This is a genomic window from Bradyrhizobium sp. GW821-FHT13H05 (genome assembly GCF_058804065.1).
On record NZ_JBXAPO010000024.1, the window covers coordinates 23,117 to 47,151 of the forward strand.

Sequence of the window (24,035 nt, forward strand, 5' to 3'; positions counted from 1 at the left end):
ACCCATGACGGCCCTCACTTCGGCGCGATGCCGGCGAAATGCAGCACACCGGCCACCACGATCACCATCGCCAGCGACAGCGGCAGGAACACCTTCCAGCCGAGACGCATCAGTTGGTCGTAGCGGTAGCGCGGCACAATCGCCTTTGCCATCGCGAACAGGAAGAACATGAAGAAGACTTTGAGCGAGAACCAGATGATCCCCGGCACCCAGTTGAAGGGCGGCAGGTCCACCGGCGGCAGCCAGCCGCCGAGGAACAGGATCGTCGCCAGCGCGCACATCGTGACGATCGCGACGTATTCGCCGAGCATGAACAGCAGATACGGCGTCGAGCCGTATTCGACCATGAAGCCGGCGACGAGCTCGGATTCAGCTTCGACGAGGTCGAAGGGCGGACGGTTGGTTTCCGCCAGCGCCGAGACGTAGAAGATCACGAACATCGGGAACAGCGGCCACACATACCAGTTCAGGATGGTGAGCTGCGGCAGCCCGATCAGGCTGGCAAGGCCGCGTGCATGCTGGGCCTCGACCACGGCCGACAGGTTCAGCGTGCCGGCGCAGAGCAGCACGGTGATGATGACGAAGCCGATCGAGACTTCATAAGACACCATCTGCGCCGCCGAGCGCAGCGCGGCCAGGAACGGGTATTTCGAGTTCGACGACCAGCCGGCCATGATGATGCCGTAGATCGACAGCGACGAGATCGCGAAGATGAAGAGGACGCCGACATTGATGTCGGAGATCACCCAGCCGAGATTGGTCGGGATCACCGCCCAGGCCGCCAGCGCGAGCACGCATGAGACCAAGGGAGCCAGGAGGAACACGCCCTTGTTGGCGCCGGCCGGAATGATCGGCTCCTTCAGCACGAACTTCAGCAGGTCGGCGAAGGATTGCAGCAGGCCCCAGGGGCCGACCACGTTCGGGCCGCGGCGGATCTGCACCGCCGCCCAGATCTTGCGGTCGGCCAGCAGGATATAGGCGATCGCGACCAGCAGCACGACGAGCACCAGGACGCTCTCCGCGATCATGATGATCAGCGGCCAGAGGAAACCGGTCCAGAATGCGCTTTCGAAGAATTCCATCAGCTCACTCCGCTGCGGTCAGCATCTGCCCGGAGGCAAGCCGCGAGCATTCCGCCATCACGGCGGACGCACGCGCGATTGGGTTGGTCAAATAGAAATCCTCGACCAGCGGCTTGAACGGCGCCTTCTCGGGCGAACCGCCCTTCCCCGCCAGCTTCTTGATCTGGTCGGCAGAGCCGGCCTCGATCTGGTCGAGACGGATCAGGTGCGGCACGGCCTTGAAGATCGCCTGACGCAGGGCCGAGAGAGAGTCATAGCCGAGCTTCTTGCCGAGCGCTTCCGACAGCGCGCGGACGATCGCCCAGTCCTCGCGGGCTTCGCCCGGCGGGAACGCGGCACGGCCGGTCATCTGCACGCGGCCTTCGGTGTTGACGTAGATCGCGGACTTCTCGGTGTAGGCGGCCGCCGGCAGGATCACGTCGGCGCGATGGGCGCCGCGGTCACCATGGGTGCCGATATAGACGACGAAGGTGCCATCCGGCGCCTTGATCTCGTCGGCGCCGAGCAGGAACAACAGGTCCAGCGTGCCGAACGTCGTCATCTGCGCGGCGTTCAGGCCACCCGTCGACGCGGTGAAGCCGATATCGAGCGCGCCGACGCGCGAGGCGGTCTCGTGCAGCACGCCAAAGCCGTTCCAGCCGTCCTTGAGCGCACCGACGTCGAGCGCGAGCTTGGCGGCGGCGGCGAGAATGGCGGCGCCGTCGTGACGCGAGGCCGCGCCTGCGCCGACCAGGATGATCGGTTTCTCAGCGTTCTTCAGCACGTCCATGAAGGAGTGCTTGCCGGCCGCGAGCTCGCCGAGGGTCTCGGTGCCTGCGCCGAGATGATCGTAATCATAGGTCAGATCGACCTTGGCGCCGATCACGCCGACCTTGAAGCCGCCGGCCCGCCAGCGCTTGCGGATGCGGGCGTTGAACACCGCCGCTTCCTTGCGCGGATTTGCGCCGATGATGAGCAGCGCATCGGCCTGCTCGACACCGACGAGGGTCGGGTTGAAGATGTAGGAGCTGCGGCCGAGCGCGGGATCGAAGGCGTCGCCGCCCTGCACCGCCAGATTGCTCGAGCCGTACTTGGACAAGAGATCCTTCAGCGCGAACATCTCCTCGACACCGGCGAGGTCGCCGGCGATCGCGCCGATGCGCTTGCCGTCGGTGCGTGCCGCCTTGGAGGCGATCGCAGCGAAGGCCTCGGTCCAGCTTGCCGCGCGCAGCTTGCCGGCTTCGCGAATATAGGGCCGGTCGAGGCGCTGGGTGCGCAGGCCGTCAACGACGTGGCGGGTCTTGTCGGAGATCCACTCCTCGTTCACGGCCTCGTTGATGCGCGGCAGCACGCGCATCACCTCACGGCCGCGGGTGTCGACGCGGATCGCCGATCCGACACCGTCCATGACGTCGATCGACTGGGTCTTGCCGAGCTCCCAGGGGCGCGCGGCGAAAGCATACGGCTTCGAGGTCAGGGCGCCCACCGGACAGATGTCGACGAGATTGCCCTGCAATTCCGATGTCAGCGCGTGCTCGAGATAGGTCGTGATCTCCATGTCCTCGCCGCGGCCGGTGGCGCCCATCTCGGGGGCGCCGGCCACTTCCGCCGAAAAGCGGACGCAGCGGGTGCACTGGATGCAGCGGTTCATCGAGGTCTTGACCAGCGCGCCGAGATACTTGTCCTCGACGGCGCGCTTGTTCTCGGCGAAGCGGCTGGTGTCGACACCATAGCCCATCGCCTGGTCCTGAAGATCGCACTCGCCGCCCTGGTCGCAGATCGGGCAGTCCAGCGGATGGTTGATGAGAAGGAATTCCATCACGCCTTCGCGTGCCTTCTTCACCATCGGCGAGCGGGTCGAGATTTCCGGCGGCTCGCCCTTGGGACCCGGACGGCAATCACGCACACCCCAGGCGCAGCTTGCGACCGGCTTCGGGCCGCCCTTCACTTCGACGAGGCACATCCGGCAATTGCCGGCGATCGACAGCCGCTCGTGATAGCAGAAGCGCGGAATCTCGGCGCCGGCCGCCTCGCACGCCTGAAGCAGCGTGTATTCGGCGGGGACATCGATCTCTTTGCCGTCGATGATGAGCTTGGTCATGTCTCTTACTCCGCCGCGACCATGTTCACGGGATCGCGGACGCCGATATCGTCGATGTCAGCCTTGTGCGAATACTCATCGATGCGCGCTTCGATCTCGTGACGGAAATGCGCGATCAGGCCCTGGATCGGCCACGCCGCTGCGTCGCCGAGCGCGCAGATGGTGTGGCCTTCGACCTGCTTGGTGACTTCCAGCAGCATGTCGATCTCGCGCTTGTGGGCGCGGCCATCGGCCATGCGGGTGAGCACGCGCCACATCCACCCGGTGCCTTCGCGGCACGGCGTGCACTGGCCGCAGCTCTCATGCTTGTAGAAATAGGAGATGCGGGCGATCGAGCGGATCAAATCGGTGGACTTGTCCATCACGATCACGGCCGCGGTGCCGAGACCCGAGCGCAGCTTGCTCAAGCTGTCGAAATCCATCGGCGTGTCGATGATCTGCTCGGCCGGCACCATGCGCACCGACGAGCCGCCGGGGATCACGGCCTTGAGGTTGTCCCAGCCGCCGCGGATGCCGCCGCAATGCTTCTCGATCAGCTCACGGAACGGAATGCCCATGGCTTCTTCGACGTTGCAGGGCCGCTCGACATGGCCCGAGATGCAGAACAGCTTGGTGCCGACATTGTTCGGACGGCCGATGCCGGCGAACCAGGCCGCGCCGCGGCGCAGAATATCGGGCGCAACCGCAATCGACTCGACGTTGTTGACGGTGGTCGGGCAGCCGAACAGGCCGACATTGGCCGGGAACGGCGGCTTCAGGCGCGGCTGGCCCTTCTTGCCCTCGAGGCTTTCGAGCAGCGCGGTTTCCTCGCCGCAGATATAGGCGCCGGCGCCGTGCGCGACGTAGATGTCGAACGGCCAGCCGTTGACGTTGTCCTTGCCGACCAGCTTGGCCTCATAGGCCTGGTCGATCGCGGCCTGGAGATGCTCGCGCTCGCGGATGAATTCGCCGCGGACATAGATGTAGCAGGCATGCGCGTTCATCGCGCAGCTCGCGATCAGGCAGCCCTCGATCAGCAGATGCGGATCGTGCCGCATGATCTCGCGATCCTTGCAGGTGCCGGGCTCGGATTCGTCGGCGTTGACGACGAGATAGCTCGGACGGCCGTCGGTCGATTCCTTCGGCATGAAGGACCATTTAAGACCGGTCGGGAAGCCGGCGCCGCCGCGGCCGCGCAGGCCAGAGGCCTTCATCTCGTTGATGATCCAGTCGCGGCCCTTGTCGATGATAGTCTTGGTACCATCCCAGGCGCCACGGCGCCGCGCGCCCTCGAGCCCCCAATCGTGGAGGCCGTAGAGGTTCTTGAAGATGCGGTCCTTGTCCTCGAGCATATCAGTGCTTTCCGATCAACGATTGGACTGCTTGTAGGCAAGTCCGGCGGCGCAGACAGCGAAGGTCAGCGCCCAGAGCAGACTGGATTCCTGCGACGCGTTCATGGTGAAACGCTGCAGCAGGTACATGAAAACGGCCGCGCCCGCGGCGTGCATCGCGATGAAGCCCCACTTCGTCACGGCGCCGCTCCCCTCCACTTTCGATGACGAGAGATCACGCATCAGGTGATCTCCTTCAGCGTCGTCGGTCCGCCCGTCGGCGCCGAGAACTGGCGGCCGTTCTGCGGACCGGGCTTCGGCGGATTGCCGGAAGCGAATCCGTCGAGCACCTTGCCGAAGCTCTCCTTGGTCAGGTCCTCGTACGTGTCCTTGCCGATCAGCACCATCGGCGCGTTCACGCAGGCCCCCAGGCACTCGACCTCTTCCCAGCTGAAATTGCCGTCCTTGGACAGATGGAAGGGCTCGTGATGGATTCGGTGCTCGCAGACGTGGATCAGGTCCTCGGCGCCGCGCAGGCGGCATGGCGTGGTGCCGCAAACCTGGACGTGGGCCTTCTTGCCGACCGGAGCGAGCTGGAACATCGTGTAGAAGGTCGCGACTTCGAGCACGCGGATATAGGGCATGTCGAGCAGATCGGCGACGGCGCGGATCGCGGCTTCCGACACCCAGCCTTCATGCTGTTCCTGGACGCGCCAGAGAATGGCAATGACGGCGGAGGCCTGGCGGCCGGCCGGATATTTCGCGATCTGCTGCTTGGCGAACGCGAGGTTCTCGTCCGTGAACGCAAAGCTCGCGGGCTGGACTTCCTTCGGTGCTAATCGGCGAACGGACATCTCTTAATCTCTCACTGCATACGGCGCGCGGTTTTCGCATTCAGGGCATTGATCCTGTCCTGCCAGAATGCGCTTGCGGTGCCGAAAACGTTGTAGCCGACGTGGGTCGAGACCTTGATGCGGTCGAGGATCGACAGATCGCTCACCGTCTCCAGCCGGTTGGTGCGCGGATCGAGCACGATCAGCTTCATCGGGGTGTGTTCGAGGATGTAGCGCGACACTGCGTGAGAGCGGTCGCTGCCGTGCTCCTCGCACATGATGACGCTGTCGGTCTGAAGCAGCCGGACGCCGCCCTTGATCGCCTCGATCTCGACGCCCTCGACGTCGAGCTTGATCAGATATTTGCCGGTGCCTGCAACCTTGCCGTCCTCGATGAGGTTGTCCAGCGCCAGAACCGGCACCTCCTCGCCGCCGTCAGACGGATTGCCGGCGATGCTGAAGGCCTCGTGCTTGGTGCCTGACAGCCGCGCGGTGCCGCGCGAAGCGCCGATCGCGCATTTCAGGGTCTCGAAGCGGTTGCCATTGACGCCGGCGTTGTTGGCGAGCTTCGGATAGTTCTGGCCCGACGGTTCGATCGCGATCGCCTTGTGCGAGCCGAACGGCTTGCTCGACACCAGCACCGACCAGTAGCCGTAATTGGCGCCGCAATCGAGCAAGGTGTAGTCGACGTCGATGGAGTCGGCGAACAACAGCTCAAGCTCGTCTTCATAGTTGTACGAGCGATTGAGCAGCTTGCTCCAGTAACCGTCGCCGTAGGGGAATTCGAACACGGCGTCGGGATTGAGCCTGATCGCGATGTTGCGCTCGGGCAGCGTCTTCCGCAGCAGGTTTGCGCAGGCGATGTAGCCCATATGCGAGAAGTGCGACGAGATCTTCGATCCCGTCACCAGCGCCAAGGCAGCCGTCCGCTCCCACAGGTTGGCCCCTTCAAGGGCCCCCGAGGCACGGTCAAACTGGATTGGCGCCTGCGCCATCACCGATCGACCTCTCCGAACACGATGTCGAGCGAGCCGAGGATGGCCGAGACGTCGGCGAGCAGATGGCCGCGGCAGATGTGGTCCATCGCCTGCAGATGGGCAAAGCCCGGCGCGCGGATCTTGCACTTGTAGGGCTTGTTGGTGCCGTCGGAGATCAGATAGACGCCGAACTCGCCCTTGGGCGCCTCGACCGCGGCGTAGACTTCGCCGGCCGGCACGTGGACGCCTTCGGTGTAGAGCTTGAAGTGGTGGATCAGCGCTTCCATCGAGCGCTTCATGTCGCCGCGGCGCGGCGGTGCGACCTTGTTGTCCTCGACGACGACGGGGCCCTTGCCGTCGGGCGCGTTCAGCTTCTGGATGCACTGCTTCATGATGCGCACGGACTGGCGCATCTCTTCCATGCGGATCAGATAGCGGTCGTAGCAGTCGCCGTTCTTGCCGATCGGAATGTCGAAATCCATCTCGGCGTAGCACTCATAGGGCTGCGACTTGCGCAGGTCCCAGGCCGCGCCCGAGCCGCGCACCATCACGCCCGAGAATCCCCACTCCCAGGCTTCCTTGAGCGGCACGACGCCGATGTCGACGTTGCGCTGCTTGAAGATGCGGTTGGCGGTGAGCAGCCGGTCGAGGTCGTCCACGACCCTCAGGAACGGGTCGCACCAGGCCTCGATGTCGTCGACCAGCTTCTGCGGCAGGTCCTGATGCACGCCGCCGACGCGGAAATAGGCTGCGTGCATACGGCTGCCCGAGGCCCGCTCGTAGAACACCATCAGCTTTTCGCGCTCTTCGAAGCCCCACAGCGGCGGGGTCAGCGCGCCAACGTCCATCGCCTGCGTGGTGACGTTGAGCAGGTGAGAGAGGATGCGGCCGATCTCGCAATAGAGAACGCGGATCAGCTGGCCGCGGCGCGGCACCTCGATGCCCAGCAGCTTTTCCGCTGCGAGGCAGAAGGCATGCTCCTGGTTCATCGGCGCGACGTAGTCGAGCCGATCGAAATACGGGATCGCCTGGAGATAGGTCTTCTGCTCGATCAGCTTCTCGGTACCGCGGTGAAGCAGACCGATATGGGGATCGACGCGGGCCACGACTTCGCCGTCAAGCTCCAGCACCAGGCGCAGCACGCCGTGCGCAGCCGGATGCTGCGGCCCGAAGTTGATGGTGAAATTGCGAAGGTTTTCGGGTTGCTCGTTCATGATCAGACCTTCGGCCCTGCTTTTTCATCGCCTGGAAGGACCGGATAGTCGGCCCCTTCCCACGGAGACAAAAAGTCGAACTTGCGGAATTCCTGGTTGAGCCGGACGGGCTCGTACACCACCCGCTTCTCCTGGTCGTCGTAGCGGACCTCGACGAAACCGGTGGTCGGGAAATCCTTGCGCAGCGGATGGCCCTCGAAACCGTAATCCGTGAGAAGGCGGCGCATGTCGGGATGGCCGACGAAGAACACGCCGTAGAGGTCGTAGGCCTCGCGCTCGAACCAGTCGGCGCCGGGGAAGACGTCGATCAGCGACGGCACCTGCGTGGTCTCGTCGGCCTGGGCCTTGAGCCGGATCCGCGCGTTCAGCGTCGGGGACAGGAAGTGATAGATCACGTCGAAGCGCTTTTCGCGCGACGGATAGTCCGCAGCCGTGATGTCGGTGAAGTTGATGAACCGGCAGCTCGGATCGTCGCGGAGGTACTTGACCACCTCGACGATCTTGGCGGCCTCGACATCAACCGTGAGCTGGCTGAAGGCGACCGAGTGACCGAGAGCGGCGCCCGGAAGCGCGCTAACGATCGTCTGCCCCAGGGCGTCGAGCTTGGCGTCGTCCATGACGTAAAACCTTAGCGTTCGATGGTGCCGGTGCGGCGGATCTTCTTCTGCAGCAGCAGCACCCCGTAGAGCAGCGCTTCAGCCGTGGGCGGGCAGCCCGGCACGTAGATATCGATCGGCACGATGCGGTCGCAGCCGCGCACGACCGAGTAGGAATAGTGATAATAGCCGCCGCCATTGGCGCAGGAGCCCATCGAGATAACGTAGCGCGGCTCGGGCATCTGGTCGTAGACCTTGCGCAGCGCCGGCGCCATCTTGTTGGTCAGCGTACCCGCGACGATCATCACGTCGGACTGGCGCGGCGAGGCACGTGGGGCGAAGCCGAAGCGCTCGACGTCGTAGCGCGGCATCGACACCTGCATCATCTCGACGGCGCAGCAGGCGAGACCGAAGGTCATCCACATCAGCGAGCCGGTACGGGCCCAGGTGATGAGGTCGTCGGTCGCAGCCGTGAAGAAGCCCTTGTCGGACAGCTCGGAATTGACCTCGAGGAAGAACGGATCATTGGCCCCGACCGGCCGGCCGGTCGACGGATCCAGAATGCCCTTGGGGGCCGGCGCAATCACCGGACCGGCGGACGTTGCAGGGTTCAATCCCATTCCAGTGCCCCTTTCTTCCATTCATAGGCGAACCCGACCGTCAGCACGGCGAGGAACACCACCATGGACCAGAAGCCGGTCGCGCCAAGCTTGCCGAACGCCACCGCCCAGGGAAACAGGAACGCCACCTCGAGGTCGAAGATGATGAAGAGAATGGCGACCAGATAGAAGCGGACGTCGAACTTCATACGGGCGTCGTCGAAGGCGTTGAAGCCGCACTCATACGCCGACAGCTTTTCAGGGTCCGGCTGCTGGAACGCGACGATGAACGGCGCGATCAGCAGCACGAGGCCGATGAGACCCGCGACCCCTATGAAGACGACGAGTGGAAGATAGTTCTGTAGAATGCCGCTCATTGGCGAGCCCTTTTTCCCGCGACGTCGGGGGAGCCGCGGATTCGTCCCGATTTGGAATTATTCTGAGCCTTAGCGCAGTGCACCAATGGGCGCAAGACACGCTCTTTTTAGGCCCTTTGCCGCCCCAGAACGGTGGAAATCCCGGAATCACCCCGCGGCTGGTATGGAGCAGATCGCCAAACCCAGCAAGGGTGACGGTCGTTTTGCACGGCTGCGGTTCTGAGATTGCGGTGCAAAGACCGCGGCAGCGACTTGCCGCCTCGCATCGGGTCAAAATGCTCGGGTTTTTCGTGCGGCAGCGCACCCAGACTGGGCGATGACCGTCAAAAGGCCCTTGCCGTCACCCAGGCGACATATTGGCCGGCTCCCCAGAGCAGGTGCAGCCAAGCCCACGTATCCACAGGCGCCGATGGTCGGACCAGCCATGCATCCAGCCATGCGTCATGACCGGACCGGGGTTCGTCTGGCGAATGTGTCGGTGCGGATCGGCGCCCAGCGCCGCCGCGAGCGCGGCGGCGACTTGCTGGGTCGTCGCACGCACCGCGCTCGCATGAGCTCGGGCCGGGGGGCATAGCCAGGAGCCCATCGATCTCCCAGCGGAAGATCAGCGGTAGTCTGGTCGGCAGCACAGGCACACAGTCGAGATCAGGGACGCCCGAAGCTGCCCTCGCCTCTCCTCGTCATTCGCCTCACCATTTGTAGGAGACGCTGGCGGTGACGCGACGCCGATCGCCGTAGAAGCAGGACGTCGCCGAGGCGCAGCTGGCGACATAGATCTTGTCGGTCAGGTTGATGACGTTGAGGGCCGTGCGCCAATTCTGCCATTCGTAGTGGAGCGCGAGATCGCCGAGCACGACCGCGGGCACTTCGAGCGTATTAGCGGTATCGGCCCAGGAGGAGCCGACGTAGCGCACGCCGCCACCGAAGCCGAAGCCCTCAAGCGGTCCGTCCTTGAAGGTGTAGTCAGCCCAACCCGACACCAGCATCTCGGGCGTGTTGGTCGGGGTCTTGCCGACCAGCGACTGATCGAGGTCCTTGCTGGTGAAGAGATGGTAGGCGGTGAAAGCGCCAATCAGCTTCAGCTCCTTGGTGGCATTGGCCACCGCTTCGAGCTCGATGCCGCGCGAGGTCACCTCGCCCGTCTGGTTCTGCAGCAACGAATTCGACGGATCGGTCGTCAGCGCGTTCTGGCGCTTCAGGTCGAAGACCGAGGCGGTGAAATAGCCATCAAATCCCCTGGGTGCCACCTTCACGCCGATTTCAGCCTGCTTGCCGGTCTCCGGAAGCAGCAGCTGGTTGCTGCCGTTCAGGCCTACGACGGGATTGTAGCTCGTCGCATAGGAGATGTAGGGCGCAATGCCGTTGTCGAAATTGTAGATCAGCCCGGCGCGCCCGCTGAATTTGCTGTCATCGCGGCTGGCGACATTTGCGCCGGTGTCCCGGGCAACCTGTGTCGTCTCGACCCAGTCATTGCGCCCGCTCAGCACCAGCGTGAAATTGCCGAGCTTCATCTGGTCCTGGAGATAAGTGCCGGCCTGCTTCTGCGTGATCCGGAAGTTGCGGAACGGCGTGGTCGGCAGCGGCGTTTCGGCTGCCCCATAGACGGGATTGAAGATGCTGATCGACGGCACACCGAACCCGAAGGCCTGATAGTCGTCGATCTGATACCCCTTCAGATCGACGCCGAACAGCATGGTGTGCTTCACCGGACCGGCGTTGAAGCGATACTCCAGCTGGTTGTCGAGATCGGCCTGGTTGGCTGTGTTTCTCGCATACCAATTGTAGCGATTGAACGTGGCGGTCGCCTGGTTGGCATCGTTGCCGACATAGCCGCGATAGGTCAGGTCGATATGGGCAAAGCGCGCATTCTGGCGGAACGTCAGATCGTCGGTGAGATTGCGCTCGAACTGGTAGCCGAGCATCTCCTGCTCGCGCGTGAACTTGTCGACGCTGGGATCGCCGCCGAAGAAGCTGGTCGGGATCTTGCCATAAGAGGCACTCGTCACCGTGCCGACATAGGGCAGGAAGTTGATGCCGCGCGTGTCCTGCTTCGAGGCCGACGCGAGCACGGTGAACGTCGTATCGGCATCCGGCTTCCAGGTGAAGGACGGCGCGATGAAATAGTTGTTGTCCGGCGTGAAGTTGACCTGCGTATTGCCGTTCTGCATCTGGCCGACGACGCGATAGAACAGCTTGCCATCCTGCTTGCCGTTCTCGGGCTGCGTCGCGACGGGACCGCCGACGTCGAAGCCGACATAGGCATTGCCGAAATTGTTGACGCCGGTCTCGATGTAGCGGATCGGCTCGGCCGGCGGCAGCTTGCTGATGACGTTGACGATGCCGCTCGGGCTCGATCCGCCATAGAGCACCGCCGACGGACCGCGCAGCACCTCGACCCGCTCCATGTTGGGCGGCTGGAGCTTCCAGCTCGCATAGGACGTGTAGAACAGCTGCATGCCGTCGAGGAACAGTCCGATGTCGTCGGACTTGAAGCCACGGATCAGCCACCAGTCGTTGCGGGTATCGGCGCCGAAGGTCCCTGCCCGCACGCCGGCGGTGTAGCGCAGCACCTCGTCGAGCTTGTTCGGCTTCTGGTCGCGGATCTGCTCCGCGCCGATCACCGACACCGATTGCGGCGTCTCCATGATCGGCGTGTTGGTCTTGGTGCCCGACGAGCTGCGGCCGGCGACGTAGCCGTTCACCGGTCCACGCGGGCTCTCGACGAAGCCGGCATTGCGCTGCGGTTGCGGCCTGTTTCTGCCCGCGGTCTGCACCACGCGTCGCGGCGCGCTACGCGCGGTAGAGGACGATGGGCGGCGGCGTGCTTCCGGCGCGGTGACGGTCACCGACGGCAGATTTTGCGCGCCATTCTGCGTCGACGATTGTGCGAACGATGCCTGCGGCACCAATACGAAAGCGGATGCGGTCGCCAACACGGCTGACCGCAGCATACGAAGACAGTCCAACGCGCCACCCCAAAGCTGCATGTTTTTGCTGCGTCATGCCACCGGTCCCGGGACGGCATGCGCTTGAGGTGACGCTTATGTGAGGGCGCGCGATTTCCCTAATTGAAAGCTTCTTAGAGAGGCTCTTAGAAGCGATCCAACATGTCCGGAGATTGCCGAAAGATCAGCGCGCGTTCTTCTCGCTCTCGAGCATCTCGGCGGCAATTGCCGTGAGCTCATCGACCTGCCGCAGCAACGTGTCGAACTGGGCTTCGTTCAGATCTTTCAGCAGGCGGTGGTTGCGCTCCTGCGCGCCTTCGACGATCGCATCGTGCGCGGCGAGGCCGGCGTCGGTGAGCGAGACCAGAACCTCGCGGCTATCCTTCGGATTTGCCGACTTCGCGATCAGCTTGCGCGACACGAGTTCCGCGAGCGCCCGGCTGATCTGTCCCTTGTCCTGACCGACCGCTTCAGCCAGCCGCGCCACGCTCATCGGTGGCCGCCTGCCGAGCGAAGCGACGAGACCGAACTCGACCGAAGACAATCCGGCAATCCGCTTGTAGCGCAGAATGGCGCCGCGCCGGAGCAGGTTCGCCAGCACCATCAGCCGCGACGACAGCATCGCGGTGATCGGCGCTGGCTCGCTTTCGTCCGCATCGGGCGACGCCTGCCCATCCCTGCTCGATATCTGGCTCATGATCCACCTCTGCCAAGAAAGCCCGGGCGTGCCAAGTGCTGGTAGCGCAACCTCCCCCGCCCTCATCAAATGCGACTAAGAGGCACTCGGAAGATCGTTGACATTGTCATCGAATTATTTTTCACTAGGGGGCAAGGCATCAAAAAGGCCCGGCCGACACGGCCACAGCGGGAGGACCAGCATGACGATCACTCAGCAGGATCGCGATCTCGGTACGGCCTATGCGATGAAGCCGGCGCAGACGCGCAACGAACTCACCTCGGTCGTGCGCGGCACCCCGATGGGCGAGCTGCTCCGACGCTACTGGCATCCGGTCGGGCTCATCAGTGACGCCACCGATACGCCGAAGAAGGTGCGCGCGCTGGGCGAAGATCTGGTTCTGTTCCGCGACAAGCACGGCCGCGTCGGCCTCCTGCACGCCCGCTGCTGCCATCGCGGCACCACGCTCTACTACGGCAAGGTCGAGGACGACGGCATCCGCTGCTGCTATCACGGCTGGAAGTTCGACACCGAGGGACATTGCCTGGAGCAGCCCTGCGAGCCCGACGGCGGCCAGTTCAAGGACAAGGTGCGCCAGCCCTGGTACCCGGTCGAAGAGCGCTACGGGCTGATCTTCGCCTATATGGGCCCGGCCGAGAAACGCCCGGTGCTGCCGGCTTACGAGTGCCTCGAGAACATGGACGATGGCGAATTCGTCGAAGCGGACGATTCCTCGATCGGCGGCGGCGGCCCGGCAGTCATTCCCTGCAACTGGCTCCAGCATTTCGAGAACGTGGTCGATCCCTATCACGTGCCGGTGCTGCATGGCTCGTTCTCAGGACCGCAATTCACTAACATGATGGCCTCGATGCCCGAGGTGAAGTTCGACAAGACGCCGCGCGGGATCGCGGTGCGATCGATCCGCAAGCAGGATGACGGCAAGGTGTTTTACCGCGTCACCGAAGCGGCCCTCCCCACGCTGCGCGTCGTGCCGAACCCGCGCGTGGCACAATTCGCCCGCGTCGAGTCGATCGGCTGGACCCTGCCGATCGACGACACGTCGTTCCGCATCTACGTCGCCGGCCGCGTCAAAAACACCGGCGACATCGGCCGCATGCGCTCGAAGTTCAACGGCAAGTTCTGGTGGGACATGACCGAGCAGGAGCACCAGCAATTCCCCGGCGATTACGAGGCGCAGGTCGGCCAGGGCCCCGTGACCGTTCACTCCGAGGAGCATTTCGGCCAGAGCGACCGCGGCATCCTGATGATTCGGCGCATGCTGACGGAACAGCTCGAGGCGATGGAGGCAGGTAGCGACCCGATCGGCGTCTCTTTCGATGCGAGCGCAGCAATGGTCGAATTCGAAGCGGGGAACTACATCCGCGAGGGCTGATCTGCCAGCTCAAAACAGGGCTGGACCGACAACGATAACAAAGACAAATTGGGGGAAGCGATGGTCGATGTGACGTCACAAGTGTCGGTGCAAACGGCCGCCGCGGCAAAGCCCTCGGCGCGGCGCTATTACGTGCTGGGCCTGCTCACCATCATCTACGCGCTGAACTTCCTCGACCGCACGATCTTCAACGTCCTGATCGAACCGATCAAGAAGGAGTTTCAGCTCAGCGACACCATGATGGGCCTGCTCGCAGGCTTCGGCTTTGCGCTGTTCTATTCCTTGCTCGGCATTCCCATCGCGCGCGTCGCCGACCGGCTCAACCGGCGCAACATCGTGGCGATGGCATTTGCGTTCTGGAGCGCGATGACGGCGCTGTGCGGCGCGGCCTCGAGCGTAACCTCGCTGGCACTGGCGCGCATCGGCGTCGGCATCGGCGAATCCGCGGGCTCCCCCGCCTCGCAGTCGATCGTCGCCGATCTCTTCACCAAGAACGAGCGCCCGCGCGCACTCGGCATCTACGCGATCGGCACCTATCTCGGCGTCTTCCTCGGCTATTTCGTCGGCGGCTATGTCAACCAGCACTATGGCTGGCGATCGGCGTTCTATGTCGCGGGCCTGCCCGGCATCCTGCTCGCGGTGGTCCTGTGGCTGACGGTCTCCGAGCCGAAGCGCGGCGCGATGCAGGAAAGCTTTGTGCCCGAGCCGCTCGGGCCGACGCTGCGTTTCCTCGCCTCACAGCGAAGCTTCATCATCGTGCTGATCGGGTTCTGCCTGACCACCTACACCAATTACGCAACCGCAGCCTGGATCCCGCCGTTCCTGGCCCGCGTGCACCATCTGTCGAGCGCCGAGATCGGCACCTATGCCGGCACCTTCAAGGGGCTCGCCGGCATGGCCGGCACCCTGCTCGGCGGCTTCGTGGTGGCGCAAATCAGCCGCCGCGACGACCGCTGGAAGCTATGGGCGCCCGCGATCACCTCGGGCCTCGCCGGCCCGGTGTTCGCGCTGTGCATGCTGACGCAGGATTTTGCGATGATGGTGGCGATGCTGGCGCTGACCTCGTTCCTGGTCGGCTTCCATCTCGGACCGATCTTCGCGATCGCGCAAACCGTGGCCAAGCCGAGCATGCGGGCGCTGGCCTCCGCCCTCATTGCGCTGACCGCCACCTGCTTCGGTCAGGGCGTCGGCCCGCTCGCCGTGGGCGTGGTCAACGACGCCCTCAAGGGGGCTTACGGCGCCGACGCCGTGCGCTATTCGCTGCTCTCGGCGGCGGTCACGACCACGCTCGGCGCCCTGCTGTTCATCTGGGCCGCGCGCTCGATCCGGGCCGATATCGGCCGAGCGGCCACCTGAGGCCGGTTTCAGCCGCAAGCCCGGCGAAACCAACCGGGCGTATTCATGAAACCATTTTGCGGAACCCGCGAAACCATCCGGAAACAGACGGTCCTTAGAAGAACAGCCATAGACGGCGGCAAAGCCCGTCGGGAGGCTCATATGAACCACTCAATTCACTCCGCAGACCGTGGTACCCACCTGAAGATCGTCGTGGTGGCGCTGTTGGCCGGCATTGCAGTGGCCGGTTTCGGGATTGCTGCCCGCACCAACGCCGATTACAGCCAGACCGCCCAGTCCACCCACGTGATCAAGGCCGGCAAGCCGGTGGTGGTGACGAGCGCTGGCACGTCCGAGATTCGCTGACACGCCCTGTTCCGGGCTGACCAGAGGCCGCCGCGAGGCGGCCTTTTTCGTTTTCCAGAGCAATGCTTAGCTGGGACGCGCGGGCCAAGCGCAACGTCCTTGACTTCACCCAGCCCCGCCTTTAAGTCCCCCCTCGTTCCGCGCGCTTTCAGCGAACCACGCGGGAGTAGCTCAGTTGGTTAGAGCGCCGGCCTGTCACGCCGGAGGTCGCGGGTTCGAGCCCCGTCTCTCGCGCCATTTTGGCAATCCCTTCATAGCCTTAGCCCGAACCTCTCGACGCCTTTCGCGGCTTTGTCAGCGATTGCCGGCGGCAATCGGGAACTCGCGGCATAGTCAGCCCTCGCCCGAATCGTCTACGCCTTCCAGGACTTAGAGGAATCCCCACGCTTTTCCGGTTTTTCCGGGGGTTCCCTGTCATTGAGGAGGCCAGACATGGCTAAAAAGGATTCGGCTAAAAAAGATTCGGCCAAGAAGGATTCGGCGAAGAAGGCTGCCGCTCCCGCCACCATCACGCTCAAGCACCTTGCCGCCGACATCGCGGAGAGCCAGGACCTCTCGAAGAAGCACGCCGAGGCCGTCCTGACCGACATGGTCGAGCTCATCACCAAGCACCTGAAGAAGGGCGACCGGGTCCGGATCGTGGGGCTCGGCATCCTCCAGGTTCGCAAGCGCGCCGCGCGCACCGGCCGCAATCCCGCCACCGGCGAGGCGATCCACATCAAGGCCAGCAAGAAGGTGGCGTTCCGCCCGGTCAAGGAACTGAAAGAGGCGATCTGAGAAGCTACCTTTTGTTAAGCCTGATCCGCGCCGTTCCGGCCGCATCCTGGCCCGCTTTTCTGGTATACCGCGAGCTTCCCTGACCCCGGCGGTTTGACCAGAAATGTCCTCCCTCACCTTCACGCACACCGTGACCGAGCGCTTCCTGCGCTACGTCACCATCGACACCCAATCCGATCCCGAATCCCCCAGCTCGCCCTCGACCGAGAAGCAGAAGGATCTCGGCCGCGTCCTCGTCACCGAGTTGAAGGCCATCGGCATCGCCGACGCCCATCTCGACGATTACGGCTACGTCTACGGAACGATCCCGGCCAACACCGACAAGAAGGTGCCGGTGATCTGCTTCTGCTCGCACATGGACACCTCGCCCGACGTCACCGGCAAGGACGTCAAGCCGCAGGTCGTGAAGAACTATCGCGGCGGCGACATCACGCTGCCGGGCGACACCAGCCAGGTGATCCGCTTCGCCGAACATCCCGCGCTGAAGAACCAGATCGGCAACGACATCGTCACCACCGACGGCACCACGCTCTTGGGCGCCGACAACAAGGCCGGCGTCGCCGAGATCATGGATGCCGCGTATTTCTTCATCAACAATCCCGATGTGAAGCACGGCACCATCAAGATCCTGTTCACGCCGGACGAAGAGATCGGCCGCGGCGTCGACAATGTCGACATCAAGAAGCTCGGGGCCGATTTCGGCTACACCATGGACGGCGAGAGCGCAGGCTCCGTCGAGGACGAGACCTTCTCGGCTGACGGCGCCACCATCACCATCACCGGCGTCAGCGCTCATCCCGGCTATGCCAAAGGCAAGATGGAGCACGCGATCAAGATCGCAGCCGCCATCGTCGAGCGGCTGCCGAAGGAAGGCTGCTCGCCGGAGACGACGTCAGGCAAGCAGGGCTTCCTGCATCCGATCGGCATCGAGGGCGCGCTGGAGCAGGCCACGCTCTCCTTCATCGTACGCGACTTCACCGAGGAAGGGCTGAAGGAGAAGGAGGTCCTGCTCGAGGACATCGTCAAGGACGTGATGAAGGACTATCCGCGCTCGACCTACAAGTTCGAGGTGCGCGAGCAATACCGCAACATGAAGCAGGTGATCGACCGTCACCCGCACATCCTCGAATACGCCATCGAGGCGATCCGCCGCGCCGGCCTGCGGCCAATGCGCACCGCCATCCGCGGCGGCACTGACGGCTCGCGCCTGTCCTTCATGGGCCTGCCCTGCCCCAACATCTTCGCCGGCGAGCACGCGTTCCACTCGCGCCTGGAATGGGTCAGCCGTCAGGACATGGAGAAGGCAGTGCAGACGATCGTGCACCTGGCGATGATCTGGGAGGAGAAGGCGTAGGGTCTATTCCCTGCGACGGGCGCAAAATAATTCCAGGCGCTGGGGAACGATCCGGCGCGGAGCGCGTTGGCGTCCCGAGTCCCAAGGATGAGAATGTGAGCACAAAGGCCTCAGCCGGTCAGCCCCGGGCTGGGGCCTTTCCGTGTCTTGCCGTGCGACATCGAGTTCCCCCCACGTAACACTATTGCGGGTCGACACTGTTCCGGCCGCCATGCTACCCGAGGCGGATCAGGAACCTGAGTGCCACAGTGATTTCGATCTGCCGCCTTTCCAGCTTTTGGAACCTGCGCAACTTGCGCGGGCTGGTGGCTGTGCTGGTGGCCACCATGTACCTGCTCTCGGGCGTGCTCCACGGCGCACACGACATCGATGTCACCAGCCCCTCCGGCGGCTCGGAGATCGCCTCGATCCTCGAGGACGGCGCAGCCGGCCATGGCGACCACAAGGCGCTTGGCGGCCATCATTGCCACGGCTGCTTCTCGGTCGCTGTCGCGCAACCCCTGCTGGCTGGAGCCGCCGCTGACATGGTTGCCGCCCCGATCCCGCAGCGCGAGCCGACGCTGATCGGCATTGCGTTAGATACCGCTTCGCCACCCCCCAAACATCTGACCTGAACTGATCAGCCGGGCGCCGCATGCGCCCACGATGCTATTGTTCACAGGTCACCTTCATGTCTTGCAGACGGACTGCCGCGCGCCTTTTGTGCGCGATGACGATTGTCGTCAGCCCCTGGCTGACGCAGCACGCTCACGCCCAGACCCTGACGATGCGCGCGGCGCTCTCGCGCGCGCTCGCCGCAAGCCCGCGCCTGACGGCGGCGGAGCGCGACGTCGGCATCGCCACGGGCCAGCGTATCCAGGCGGGCGCCCTGCTCAACCCGGAACTGTCTTATGAGCAGGACAATTCGTTTGGCTCGGGCATCTATCGCGGCACCAAATCCGCCGAGACCACGCTCCAGATCAGTCAGGCCTTCGAGCTGTTCGGCAAGCGCGACGCGCGGATTGCCGCGGGCGCGGCCGGCATCGAGGTCGCCGCAATCCAGCGCAAGGCGGTCAGGCTGGAGGTGCTGTCGGAGACCGCGATCGCCTTCCTCAGCGTGCTCGGCGCGCAGCGGCGCATCCAGATCCTCGACGAGCAGATCGCAGCTATCGATCAATTGACGCCGCTGCTGCGCCGCCGCGTCGAGGCCGGCGCCTCCTCCCCGGCCGAGACCGGCCGCGCCGAGGTCGCCTCCGCCCTGGTGAAGGCCGACCGCGAGCGCTTCAAGGCAACACTGGCGAGCGCGCGGCGCGAGCTCGCGGTGCTGATGGGCGATCCCGCCGCGAAATTCGGCGAGGTCTCGGGCCGGCTCGATTCCATGGTCAAGCCACCATCGTTCCAGTCGGTCGTCGCCGCCATCGACGCCAATCCGCAGCTGGTGCGCTGGACCGCGGTGTATGCCCAGCGCAATGCCGAGCTGCTGATGGCGCGCCTCCGGCCCTATCCCGACGTGCGGATCGCCGCCGGCTGGCGCCATTTCAACGAGACCAATGACGATGCGGCGCGCCTCACCGTCTCGGTGCCGATTCCCGTGTTCGACCAGAACCAGGGCAATATCCTCTCGGCCCAGGAAAGCCTCGCCAAGACCAAGGCCGAGCGCGAGGCCAACCGCAACACGCTGATCGTGATCGCCGGCCGCGCCTACGATTCGCTCCAGGGCTCGCTCCGTGAGCTGGCCGTGCTGCGCGAGACTGCGATCCCGAAGGCGACCGAAGCGTCGGAAGCGATCGCGCAGGGCTACGGCCAGGGCCGCTTCTCCCTGCTCGAAGTGCTCGACGCCCAGGCGAGCGTGACGCAAGCGCGGCTGCGCGAGCAGGAGGCGCTGCAAAATTTCCATGCCGGGGTCGCGACCATCGAAGGCCTCGTCGGCAATCCCTTTGCGCTGGCCCGGGAGAGCGCGCGATGAAGACATCTTCCACCATCCTCGTCGCTGTCATTGCCGCCGCGCTCGGCGCTTACGGCTATTCCCTGCTCGCCCCGGCCAAGGTCACGCCCGCCGAGCATGCCGCGGACAAGAAGCCGGATAAGCCGAACGACCATGTCGAGCAGGACGAGCATGGCGCCGACCGCATCCGCATCTCCGACGTCAAGCTCGCGGCCGCCGGCGTGGCGCTGGCGGAAGCTGCGAGCGCGACGCTGACTGACACGCTGTCCTTCAACGGCATCTTGCGCGCCAACCAGGAAGCCGTCGTGCAGGTGACGCCGCGCTTTCCCGGTGTCGCAAAATCGATCCAGAAGCGCATCGGCGACAAGGTCGCCAAGGACGACCTGCTCGCCGCGATCGAGAGCAACCAGAGCCTCACCGTCTACGAGCTGAAGGCGCCGATCGCCGGCACCGTCATCGAGCGGCAGATCTCGCTCGGCGAATACGCCTCCGAGCAGAAGCCGGGCTTCGTTGTCGCCGATCTCTCAACCATCTGGGTCGAGCTTTCGATCTATCGGCAGGATCTGAAGCGCGTCCACCTCAACGACGAGGTGCTGATCGATCCCGACGACGGCCGCGGCGAGATCAAGGGCACGATCTCCTATATCGCGCCGATCGGCAGCAGCGAAACGCAGACCGCGCTCGCGCGCGTGGTGCTGCCAAATCCGGACGGCCGGCTTCGTCCCGGCCTGTTCGTCACGGCGCGGCTGATCCTCGCCGCCCGCAACGTCGCGGTCGCGGTGCGCCGGAGCGCGATCCAGACGCTTGAGAACAGGACCATCGTGTTCGTCCGCGAGGACGGCGACAAGATCGAGGCACGCCCGGTGGAGCTCGGCGACTCCGACCCGAAATTCGTCGAGATCCGCGCCGGCCTCTCCGCCGGCGAACGCTACGTCGCCGAGAACAGCTTTGTGGTGAAGGCGGAGATGGGCAAGGGAGACGCCGACCATGATTGAGGCCCTCCTCGCGCTCTCCATCCGCCAGCGCTGGCTGGTCGTCCTGTTCGCGCTCGCGGCCGGCGCCTTCGGCGCCTGGAATTTCACGCGCCTGCCGATCGACGCGGTGCCTGACGTCACCAACGTGCAGGTCCAGATCAACACCCGCGCGCCGGGCCTGTCGCCGCTCGAAGCCGAGCAGCGCATCACCTTCCCGATCGAGACCGCGATGGGCGGCCTGCCCAGGCTCGACTATACCCGCTCGATCTCGCGCTACGGTCTGAGCCAGGTCACTGTCGTGTTCCAGGACGGTACCGACATCTATTTCGCGCGCCAGCTCGTCAACGAGCGCATCCAGCAGGCGAAGGATCAGCTGCCTGTCGGCACCGAGGTCGCGATGGGGCCGATCTCCACCGGGCTCGGCGAGATCTACGTCTACTCCGTCGAGGCCAAGGCCGGTGCAAAGTCGTCCACCGGCGCCGAGTTCACGCCGACGGAGCTGCGCACCATCCAGGACTGGATCATCAAGCCACAGCTGCGCACCATTCCCGGCGTGGTCGAGGTCAACTCGATCGGCGGCTATGAGCGGCAATTCCACGTGCTGCCGATCCCCGGCCGGCTGATGGCCTACAAGCTCGGCTTCCGCGACATCATGACGGCGCTGGCCGCCAACAATGCCAATGTCGGCGCCGGCTATATCGAGCGTAACGGCGAGCAATATCTGGTCCGCGCGCCCGGCCAGGTCGCCAATATCGAGGACATCAGGGACATCGTGATCGGCTCGCGTGGCGGCGTGCCGGTGCGCATCCGCGACGTCGCCGACGTCCAGGAGGGCCAGGACCTGCGCAGCGGCGCAGCCTCGACCAATGGCACGGAGACGGTACTCGGCACCGCCATGCTGCTGATCGGCGAGAACAGCCGCAGCGTGGCGCAACGCGTGAAGGCGAAGCTCACGGAGATCGCGAAATCACTGCCCGACGGCGTGATCGCGCGCGCGGTCTACGACCGCACGCATCTGGTGGAAGCCACCATCCAGACTGTCGAGAAGAACCTCATTGAGGGCGCGGCGCTGGTGATCGCCGTGCTGTTCCTGATCCTCGGCAACATCCGCGCCGCGCTGATCACGGCCTGCGTGATCCCGCTGTCGATGCTGTTCACGATCACGGGCATGGTCGAGAGCAAGGTCAGCGCCAATCTGATGAGTCTGGGCGCGATCGACTTCGGCATCATCGTCGACGGCGCCGTCATCATCGTCGAGAACTGCCTGCGGCTGCTGGCGGCCGAGCAGCACCGGCGCGGGCGCCTGCTCTCGCTGGAAGAGCGGATGCAGACCATTCGCGAGGGTGCCAGCGAGGTCATCAAGCCGAGCCTGTTCGGCACGCTCATCATCGCCGTGGTCTATCTGCCGGTCCTGACCCTGACGGGGACCGAGGGCAGGATGTTCACACCGATGGCGCTGACCGTGCTGATGGCGCTTGCCGGCGCGGCGCTGCTGTCGGTCACCTTCGTGCCGGCTGCGGTTGCGATTGTCGTCACCGGCAAGGTCTCGGAAACGGAAAACGTCTTCATGCGGGCCGCCAAGCGGTTCTACGTGCCGCTGCTCGACCGCGCCATCCGTTACCGCGGCAGCGTCGCGTTCGGTGCCGTGCTGATCGTCGCCGGCAGCCTCTTCGCGGCAACACGCATGGGTGGCGAATTCATCCCGAGCCTGGACGAAGGCGACATCACCATCGAGACCATCCGGATTCCCGGCACCAGCCTGACCCAGAGCGTCGACATGCAGCTCCGGCTGGAGAAGGCGGTGAAGCAGGTGCCGGAGGTCGCGACCATCTTCTCCAAGGTCGGCACCGCCGAGATCGCCAACGATCCGATGCCGCCGAACGCAGCCGACACCTATGTCACGCTGAAGCCGCGCGACGAATGGCCCGATCCCGCCAAGCCGAAGAACGAGGTGATCGAGGAGATCGAGCGCGCCGCCAACACCCTGCCCGGCACCGCCTATGGCATGACCCAGCCGATCCAGATGCGCTTCAACGAGCTGATCGCCGGCATCCGCAGCGACGTCGGCGTGAAAATCTTCGGCGACGATCTCGAATTGCTCGCCGGCATCGCCCAGCAGGTCAACGGTGTCGTCCGTGCCATCGAGGGCGCCGCCGACGTCAAGACCGAGCAGGTCGCGGGCCTGCCGATCCTCACGGTCAGGCTCGACCGCCAGGCGCTGTCGCGCTACGGCCTCAGCCTCAGCGAGGTGCAGAACCTGGTCGAGATCGCGATCGGCGGCAAGCCGGTCGGAAAGCTGTTCGAGGGCGATCGCCGCTTCGACATCGTGGTGCGCCTGCCGGAAAGCCTGCGGGCCGACCCCGACACGATCAAGTCGCTGCCGATCCCGCTGCCGCCGGGCGAGGATACCGCCGCCGTCACGAAAACCGCTTGGCCGGGTGGGAGCACCGCGCTCCGCTACGTCCCGCTGTCCTCCGTCGCGACGATCGAGATCGCGCCCGGCCCCAACCAGATCAGCCGCGAGAACGGCAAGCGCCGCGTGGTGGTGATGGCCAACGTTCGCGGGCGCGATCTGCGTTCCTTCGTCGCCGAGGCGCAGGAGGCCGTCGCCGAGAAGGTCAAGCTGCCGCCGGGCTACTGGATCGGCTGGGGCGGCCAGTTCGAGCAGCTGGTCTCGGCCACCAAGCGGCTGACCATCGTGGTGCCGGTGGCGCTGCTGCTGGTGTTCCTGCTGCTGTTCATGGGCATGGGATCGGCAGCCGATGCGGCGCTGGTGTTCTCTGGCGTGCCGCTGGCGCTGACCGGCGGCGTCGCCGCGCTGTTGCTGCGCGGCATTCCTTTGTCGATCAGCGCCGGCGTCGGCTTCATCGCGCTGTCGGGCGTCGCCGTGCTCAACGGCCTCGTCATCATCGCCTTCATCGAGCGGCTGCGCAGCGAAGGACGCCCCATCGCGGAGGCCGTGCGCGAGGGCGCGCTGACCCGGCTGCGGCCGGTGCTGATGACGGCCCTCGTCGCCTCCCTCGGCTTCGTGCCGATGGCGCTCGCCACCGGCGCCGGCGCCGAGGTGCAGCGGCCGCTGGCGACCGTGGTGATCGGCGGCATCATCTCCTCGACCGTGCTGACGCTACTGGTGCTGCCGGCGCTCTATTTACTGTTCCGGCGTGACGGGGCTGCCGAAACGCCTACAATGGTGCCTGATTTGGCTGAAACCGGGGAGCACTAG

Annotated in this window: 21 protein-coding genes and 1 tRNA gene; 10 read left to right on the forward strand and 12 right to left on the reverse strand. The window is 64.8% G+C overall.

From position 1 onward, the window contains the following. Positions 1 to 14 precede the first annotated feature (14 nt). The 12 genes from nuoH to AC1RR3_RS37550 form a co-directional block, all read right to left on the reverse strand. Positions 15 to 1,082, reverse strand: a complete 1,068-nt coding sequence (gene nuoH / locus AC1RR3_RS37495) for an NADH-quinone oxidoreductase subunit NuoH (protein WP_492830196.1) — start codon at positions 1,080 to 1,082, stop codon at positions 15 to 17. A gap of 4 nt (positions 1,083 to 1,086) precedes the next feature. Beyond that, entirely contained in the window at positions 1,087 to 3,162 is a 2,076-nt protein-coding gene (gene nuoG / locus AC1RR3_RS37500) for an NADH-quinone oxidoreductase subunit NuoG (RefSeq protein WP_492830198.1), read from the reverse strand. Positions 3,163 to 3,167: 5 nt separating this feature from the next. Further along, the gene (gene nuoF, locus AC1RR3_RS37505) at positions 3,168 to 4,493 is read right to left on the reverse strand and encodes an NADH-quinone oxidoreductase subunit NuoF (protein WP_492830200.1); all 1,326 of its coding nucleotides are present in this window, start codon (positions 4,491 to 4,493) and stop codon (positions 3,168 to 3,170) included. Positions 4,494 to 4,508: 15 nt separating this feature from the next. Continuing rightward, positions 4,509 to 4,715, reverse strand: a complete 207-nt coding sequence (locus tag AC1RR3_RS37510) for a hypothetical protein (RefSeq protein WP_492830201.1) — start codon at positions 4,713 to 4,715, stop codon at positions 4,509 to 4,511. Further along, on the reverse strand, positions 4,715 to 5,326 hold the full coding sequence (gene nuoE / locus AC1RR3_RS37515; protein WP_492830203.1) for an NADH-quinone oxidoreductase subunit NuoE: 612 nt from the start codon (positions 5,324 to 5,326) through the stop codon (positions 4,715 to 4,717). The genes AC1RR3_RS37510 and nuoE overlap by 1 nt, the downstream gene beginning before the upstream one ends. 11 nt (positions 5,327 to 5,337) lie before the next feature. After that, positions 5,338 to 6,300 carry an FkbM family methyltransferase gene (locus tag AC1RR3_RS37520; protein ID WP_492830205.1) on the reverse strand — a complete coding sequence of 321 codons (963 nt, stop codon included), beginning with the start codon at positions 6,298 to 6,300 and terminating at the stop codon, positions 5,338 to 5,340. Continuing rightward, positions 6,300 to 7,496 carry an NADH-quinone oxidoreductase subunit D gene (locus tag AC1RR3_RS37525; RefSeq protein ID WP_492830206.1) on the reverse strand — a complete coding sequence of 399 codons (1,197 nt, stop codon included), beginning with the start codon at positions 7,494 to 7,496 and terminating at the stop codon, positions 6,300 to 6,302. The genes AC1RR3_RS37520 and AC1RR3_RS37525 overlap by 1 nt, the downstream gene beginning before the upstream one ends. Positions 7,497 to 7,498: 2 nt before the next feature. Next, entirely contained in the window at positions 7,499 to 8,113 is a 615-nt protein-coding gene (locus AC1RR3_RS37530; protein WP_492830207.1) for an NADH-quinone oxidoreductase subunit C, read from the reverse strand. A gap of 11 nt (positions 8,114 to 8,124) precedes the next feature. Next, the gene (locus AC1RR3_RS37535) at positions 8,125 to 8,712 is read right to left on the reverse strand and encodes a NuoB/complex I 20 kDa subunit family protein (RefSeq protein ID WP_492830209.1); all 588 of its coding nucleotides are present in this window, start codon (positions 8,710 to 8,712) and stop codon (positions 8,125 to 8,127) included. Further along, positions 8,703 to 9,068, reverse strand: coding sequence for an NADH-quinone oxidoreductase subunit A (locus tag AC1RR3_RS37540; protein ID WP_008136158.1), 366 nt, complete (start codon positions 9,066 to 9,068; stop codon positions 8,703 to 8,705). The genes AC1RR3_RS37535 and AC1RR3_RS37540 overlap by 10 nt, the downstream gene beginning before the upstream one ends. 689 nt (positions 9,069 to 9,757) lie before the next feature. Further along, positions 9,758 to 12,019, reverse strand: coding sequence for a TonB-dependent siderophore receptor (locus AC1RR3_RS37545; protein ID WP_492830212.1), 2,262 nt, complete (start codon positions 12,017 to 12,019; stop codon positions 9,758 to 9,760). A 178-nt stretch (positions 12,020 to 12,197) separates the two neighbouring features. Then, positions 12,198 to 12,710 (reverse strand): MarR family winged helix-turn-helix transcriptional regulator, encoded by a 513-nt coding sequence (locus tag AC1RR3_RS37550; RefSeq protein ID WP_492830214.1) that lies wholly within the window; start codon positions 12,708 to 12,710, stop codon positions 12,198 to 12,200. Between the two features lie 181 nt (positions 12,711 to 12,891). Here AC1RR3_RS37550 and AC1RR3_RS37555 point away from each other — a divergent pair, with 181 nt between their 5' ends. The 10 genes from AC1RR3_RS37555 to ihpC all read left to right on the forward strand — a co-directional run bounded on the left by AC1RR3_RS37555 (position 12,892) and on the right by ihpC (position 24,035). After that, entirely contained in the window at positions 12,892 to 14,082 is a 1,191-nt protein-coding gene (locus AC1RR3_RS37555) for a Rieske 2Fe-2S domain-containing protein (protein ID WP_492830215.1), read from the forward strand. 60 nt (positions 14,083 to 14,142) lie between these two features. After that, positions 14,143 to 15,438 (forward strand): spinster family MFS transporter, encoded by a 1,296-nt coding sequence (locus AC1RR3_RS37560; protein WP_492830217.1) that lies wholly within the window; start codon positions 14,143 to 14,145, stop codon positions 15,436 to 15,438. Positions 15,439 to 15,579: 141 nt separating this feature from the next. Beyond that, positions 15,580 to 15,783: a hypothetical protein gene (locus AC1RR3_RS37565; RefSeq protein ID WP_492830219.1), complete on the forward strand. Its 204-nt coding sequence runs from the start codon at positions 15,580 to 15,582 to the stop codon at positions 15,781 to 15,783. Between the two features lie 160 nt (positions 15,784 to 15,943). Next, a tRNA-Asp gene (locus AC1RR3_RS37570) sits at positions 15,944 to 16,020 on the forward strand. A 195-nt stretch (positions 16,021 to 16,215) separates the two neighbouring features. Beyond that, positions 16,216 to 16,560 carry an HU family DNA-binding protein gene (locus AC1RR3_RS37575; RefSeq protein WP_492830220.1) on the forward strand — a complete coding sequence of 115 codons (345 nt, stop codon included), beginning with the start codon at positions 16,216 to 16,218 and terminating at the stop codon, positions 16,558 to 16,560. Between the two features lie 103 nt (positions 16,561 to 16,663). Beyond that, complete coding sequence (pepT, locus tag AC1RR3_RS37580; RefSeq protein ID WP_492830222.1) at positions 16,664 to 17,914, forward strand: peptidase T; 1,251 nt, start codon at positions 16,664 to 16,666, stop codon at positions 17,912 to 17,914. Positions 17,915 to 18,240: 326 nt separating this feature from the next. After that, positions 18,241 to 18,528: a hypothetical protein gene (locus AC1RR3_RS37585; protein WP_492830257.1), complete on the forward strand. Its 288-nt coding sequence runs from the start codon at positions 18,241 to 18,243 to the stop codon at positions 18,526 to 18,528. Positions 18,529 to 18,584: 56 nt separating this feature from the next. After that, entirely contained in the window at positions 18,585 to 19,859 is a 1,275-nt protein-coding gene (gene ihpA / locus AC1RR3_RS37590) for a divalent metal ion exporter subunit IhpA (protein WP_492830224.1), read from the forward strand. Next, positions 19,856 to 20,833, forward strand: coding sequence for a divalent metal ion exporter adaptor subunit IhpB (gene ihpB / locus AC1RR3_RS37595; protein ID WP_492830226.1), 978 nt, complete (start codon positions 19,856 to 19,858; stop codon positions 20,831 to 20,833). The genes ihpA and ihpB overlap by 4 nt, the downstream gene beginning before the upstream one ends. After that, entirely contained in the window at positions 20,826 to 24,035 is a 3,210-nt protein-coding gene (gene ihpC / locus AC1RR3_RS37600) for a divalent metal ion exporter subunit IhpC (RefSeq protein ID WP_492830227.1), read from the forward strand. Before ihpB ends, ihpC begins: the two co-directional genes overlap by 8 nt.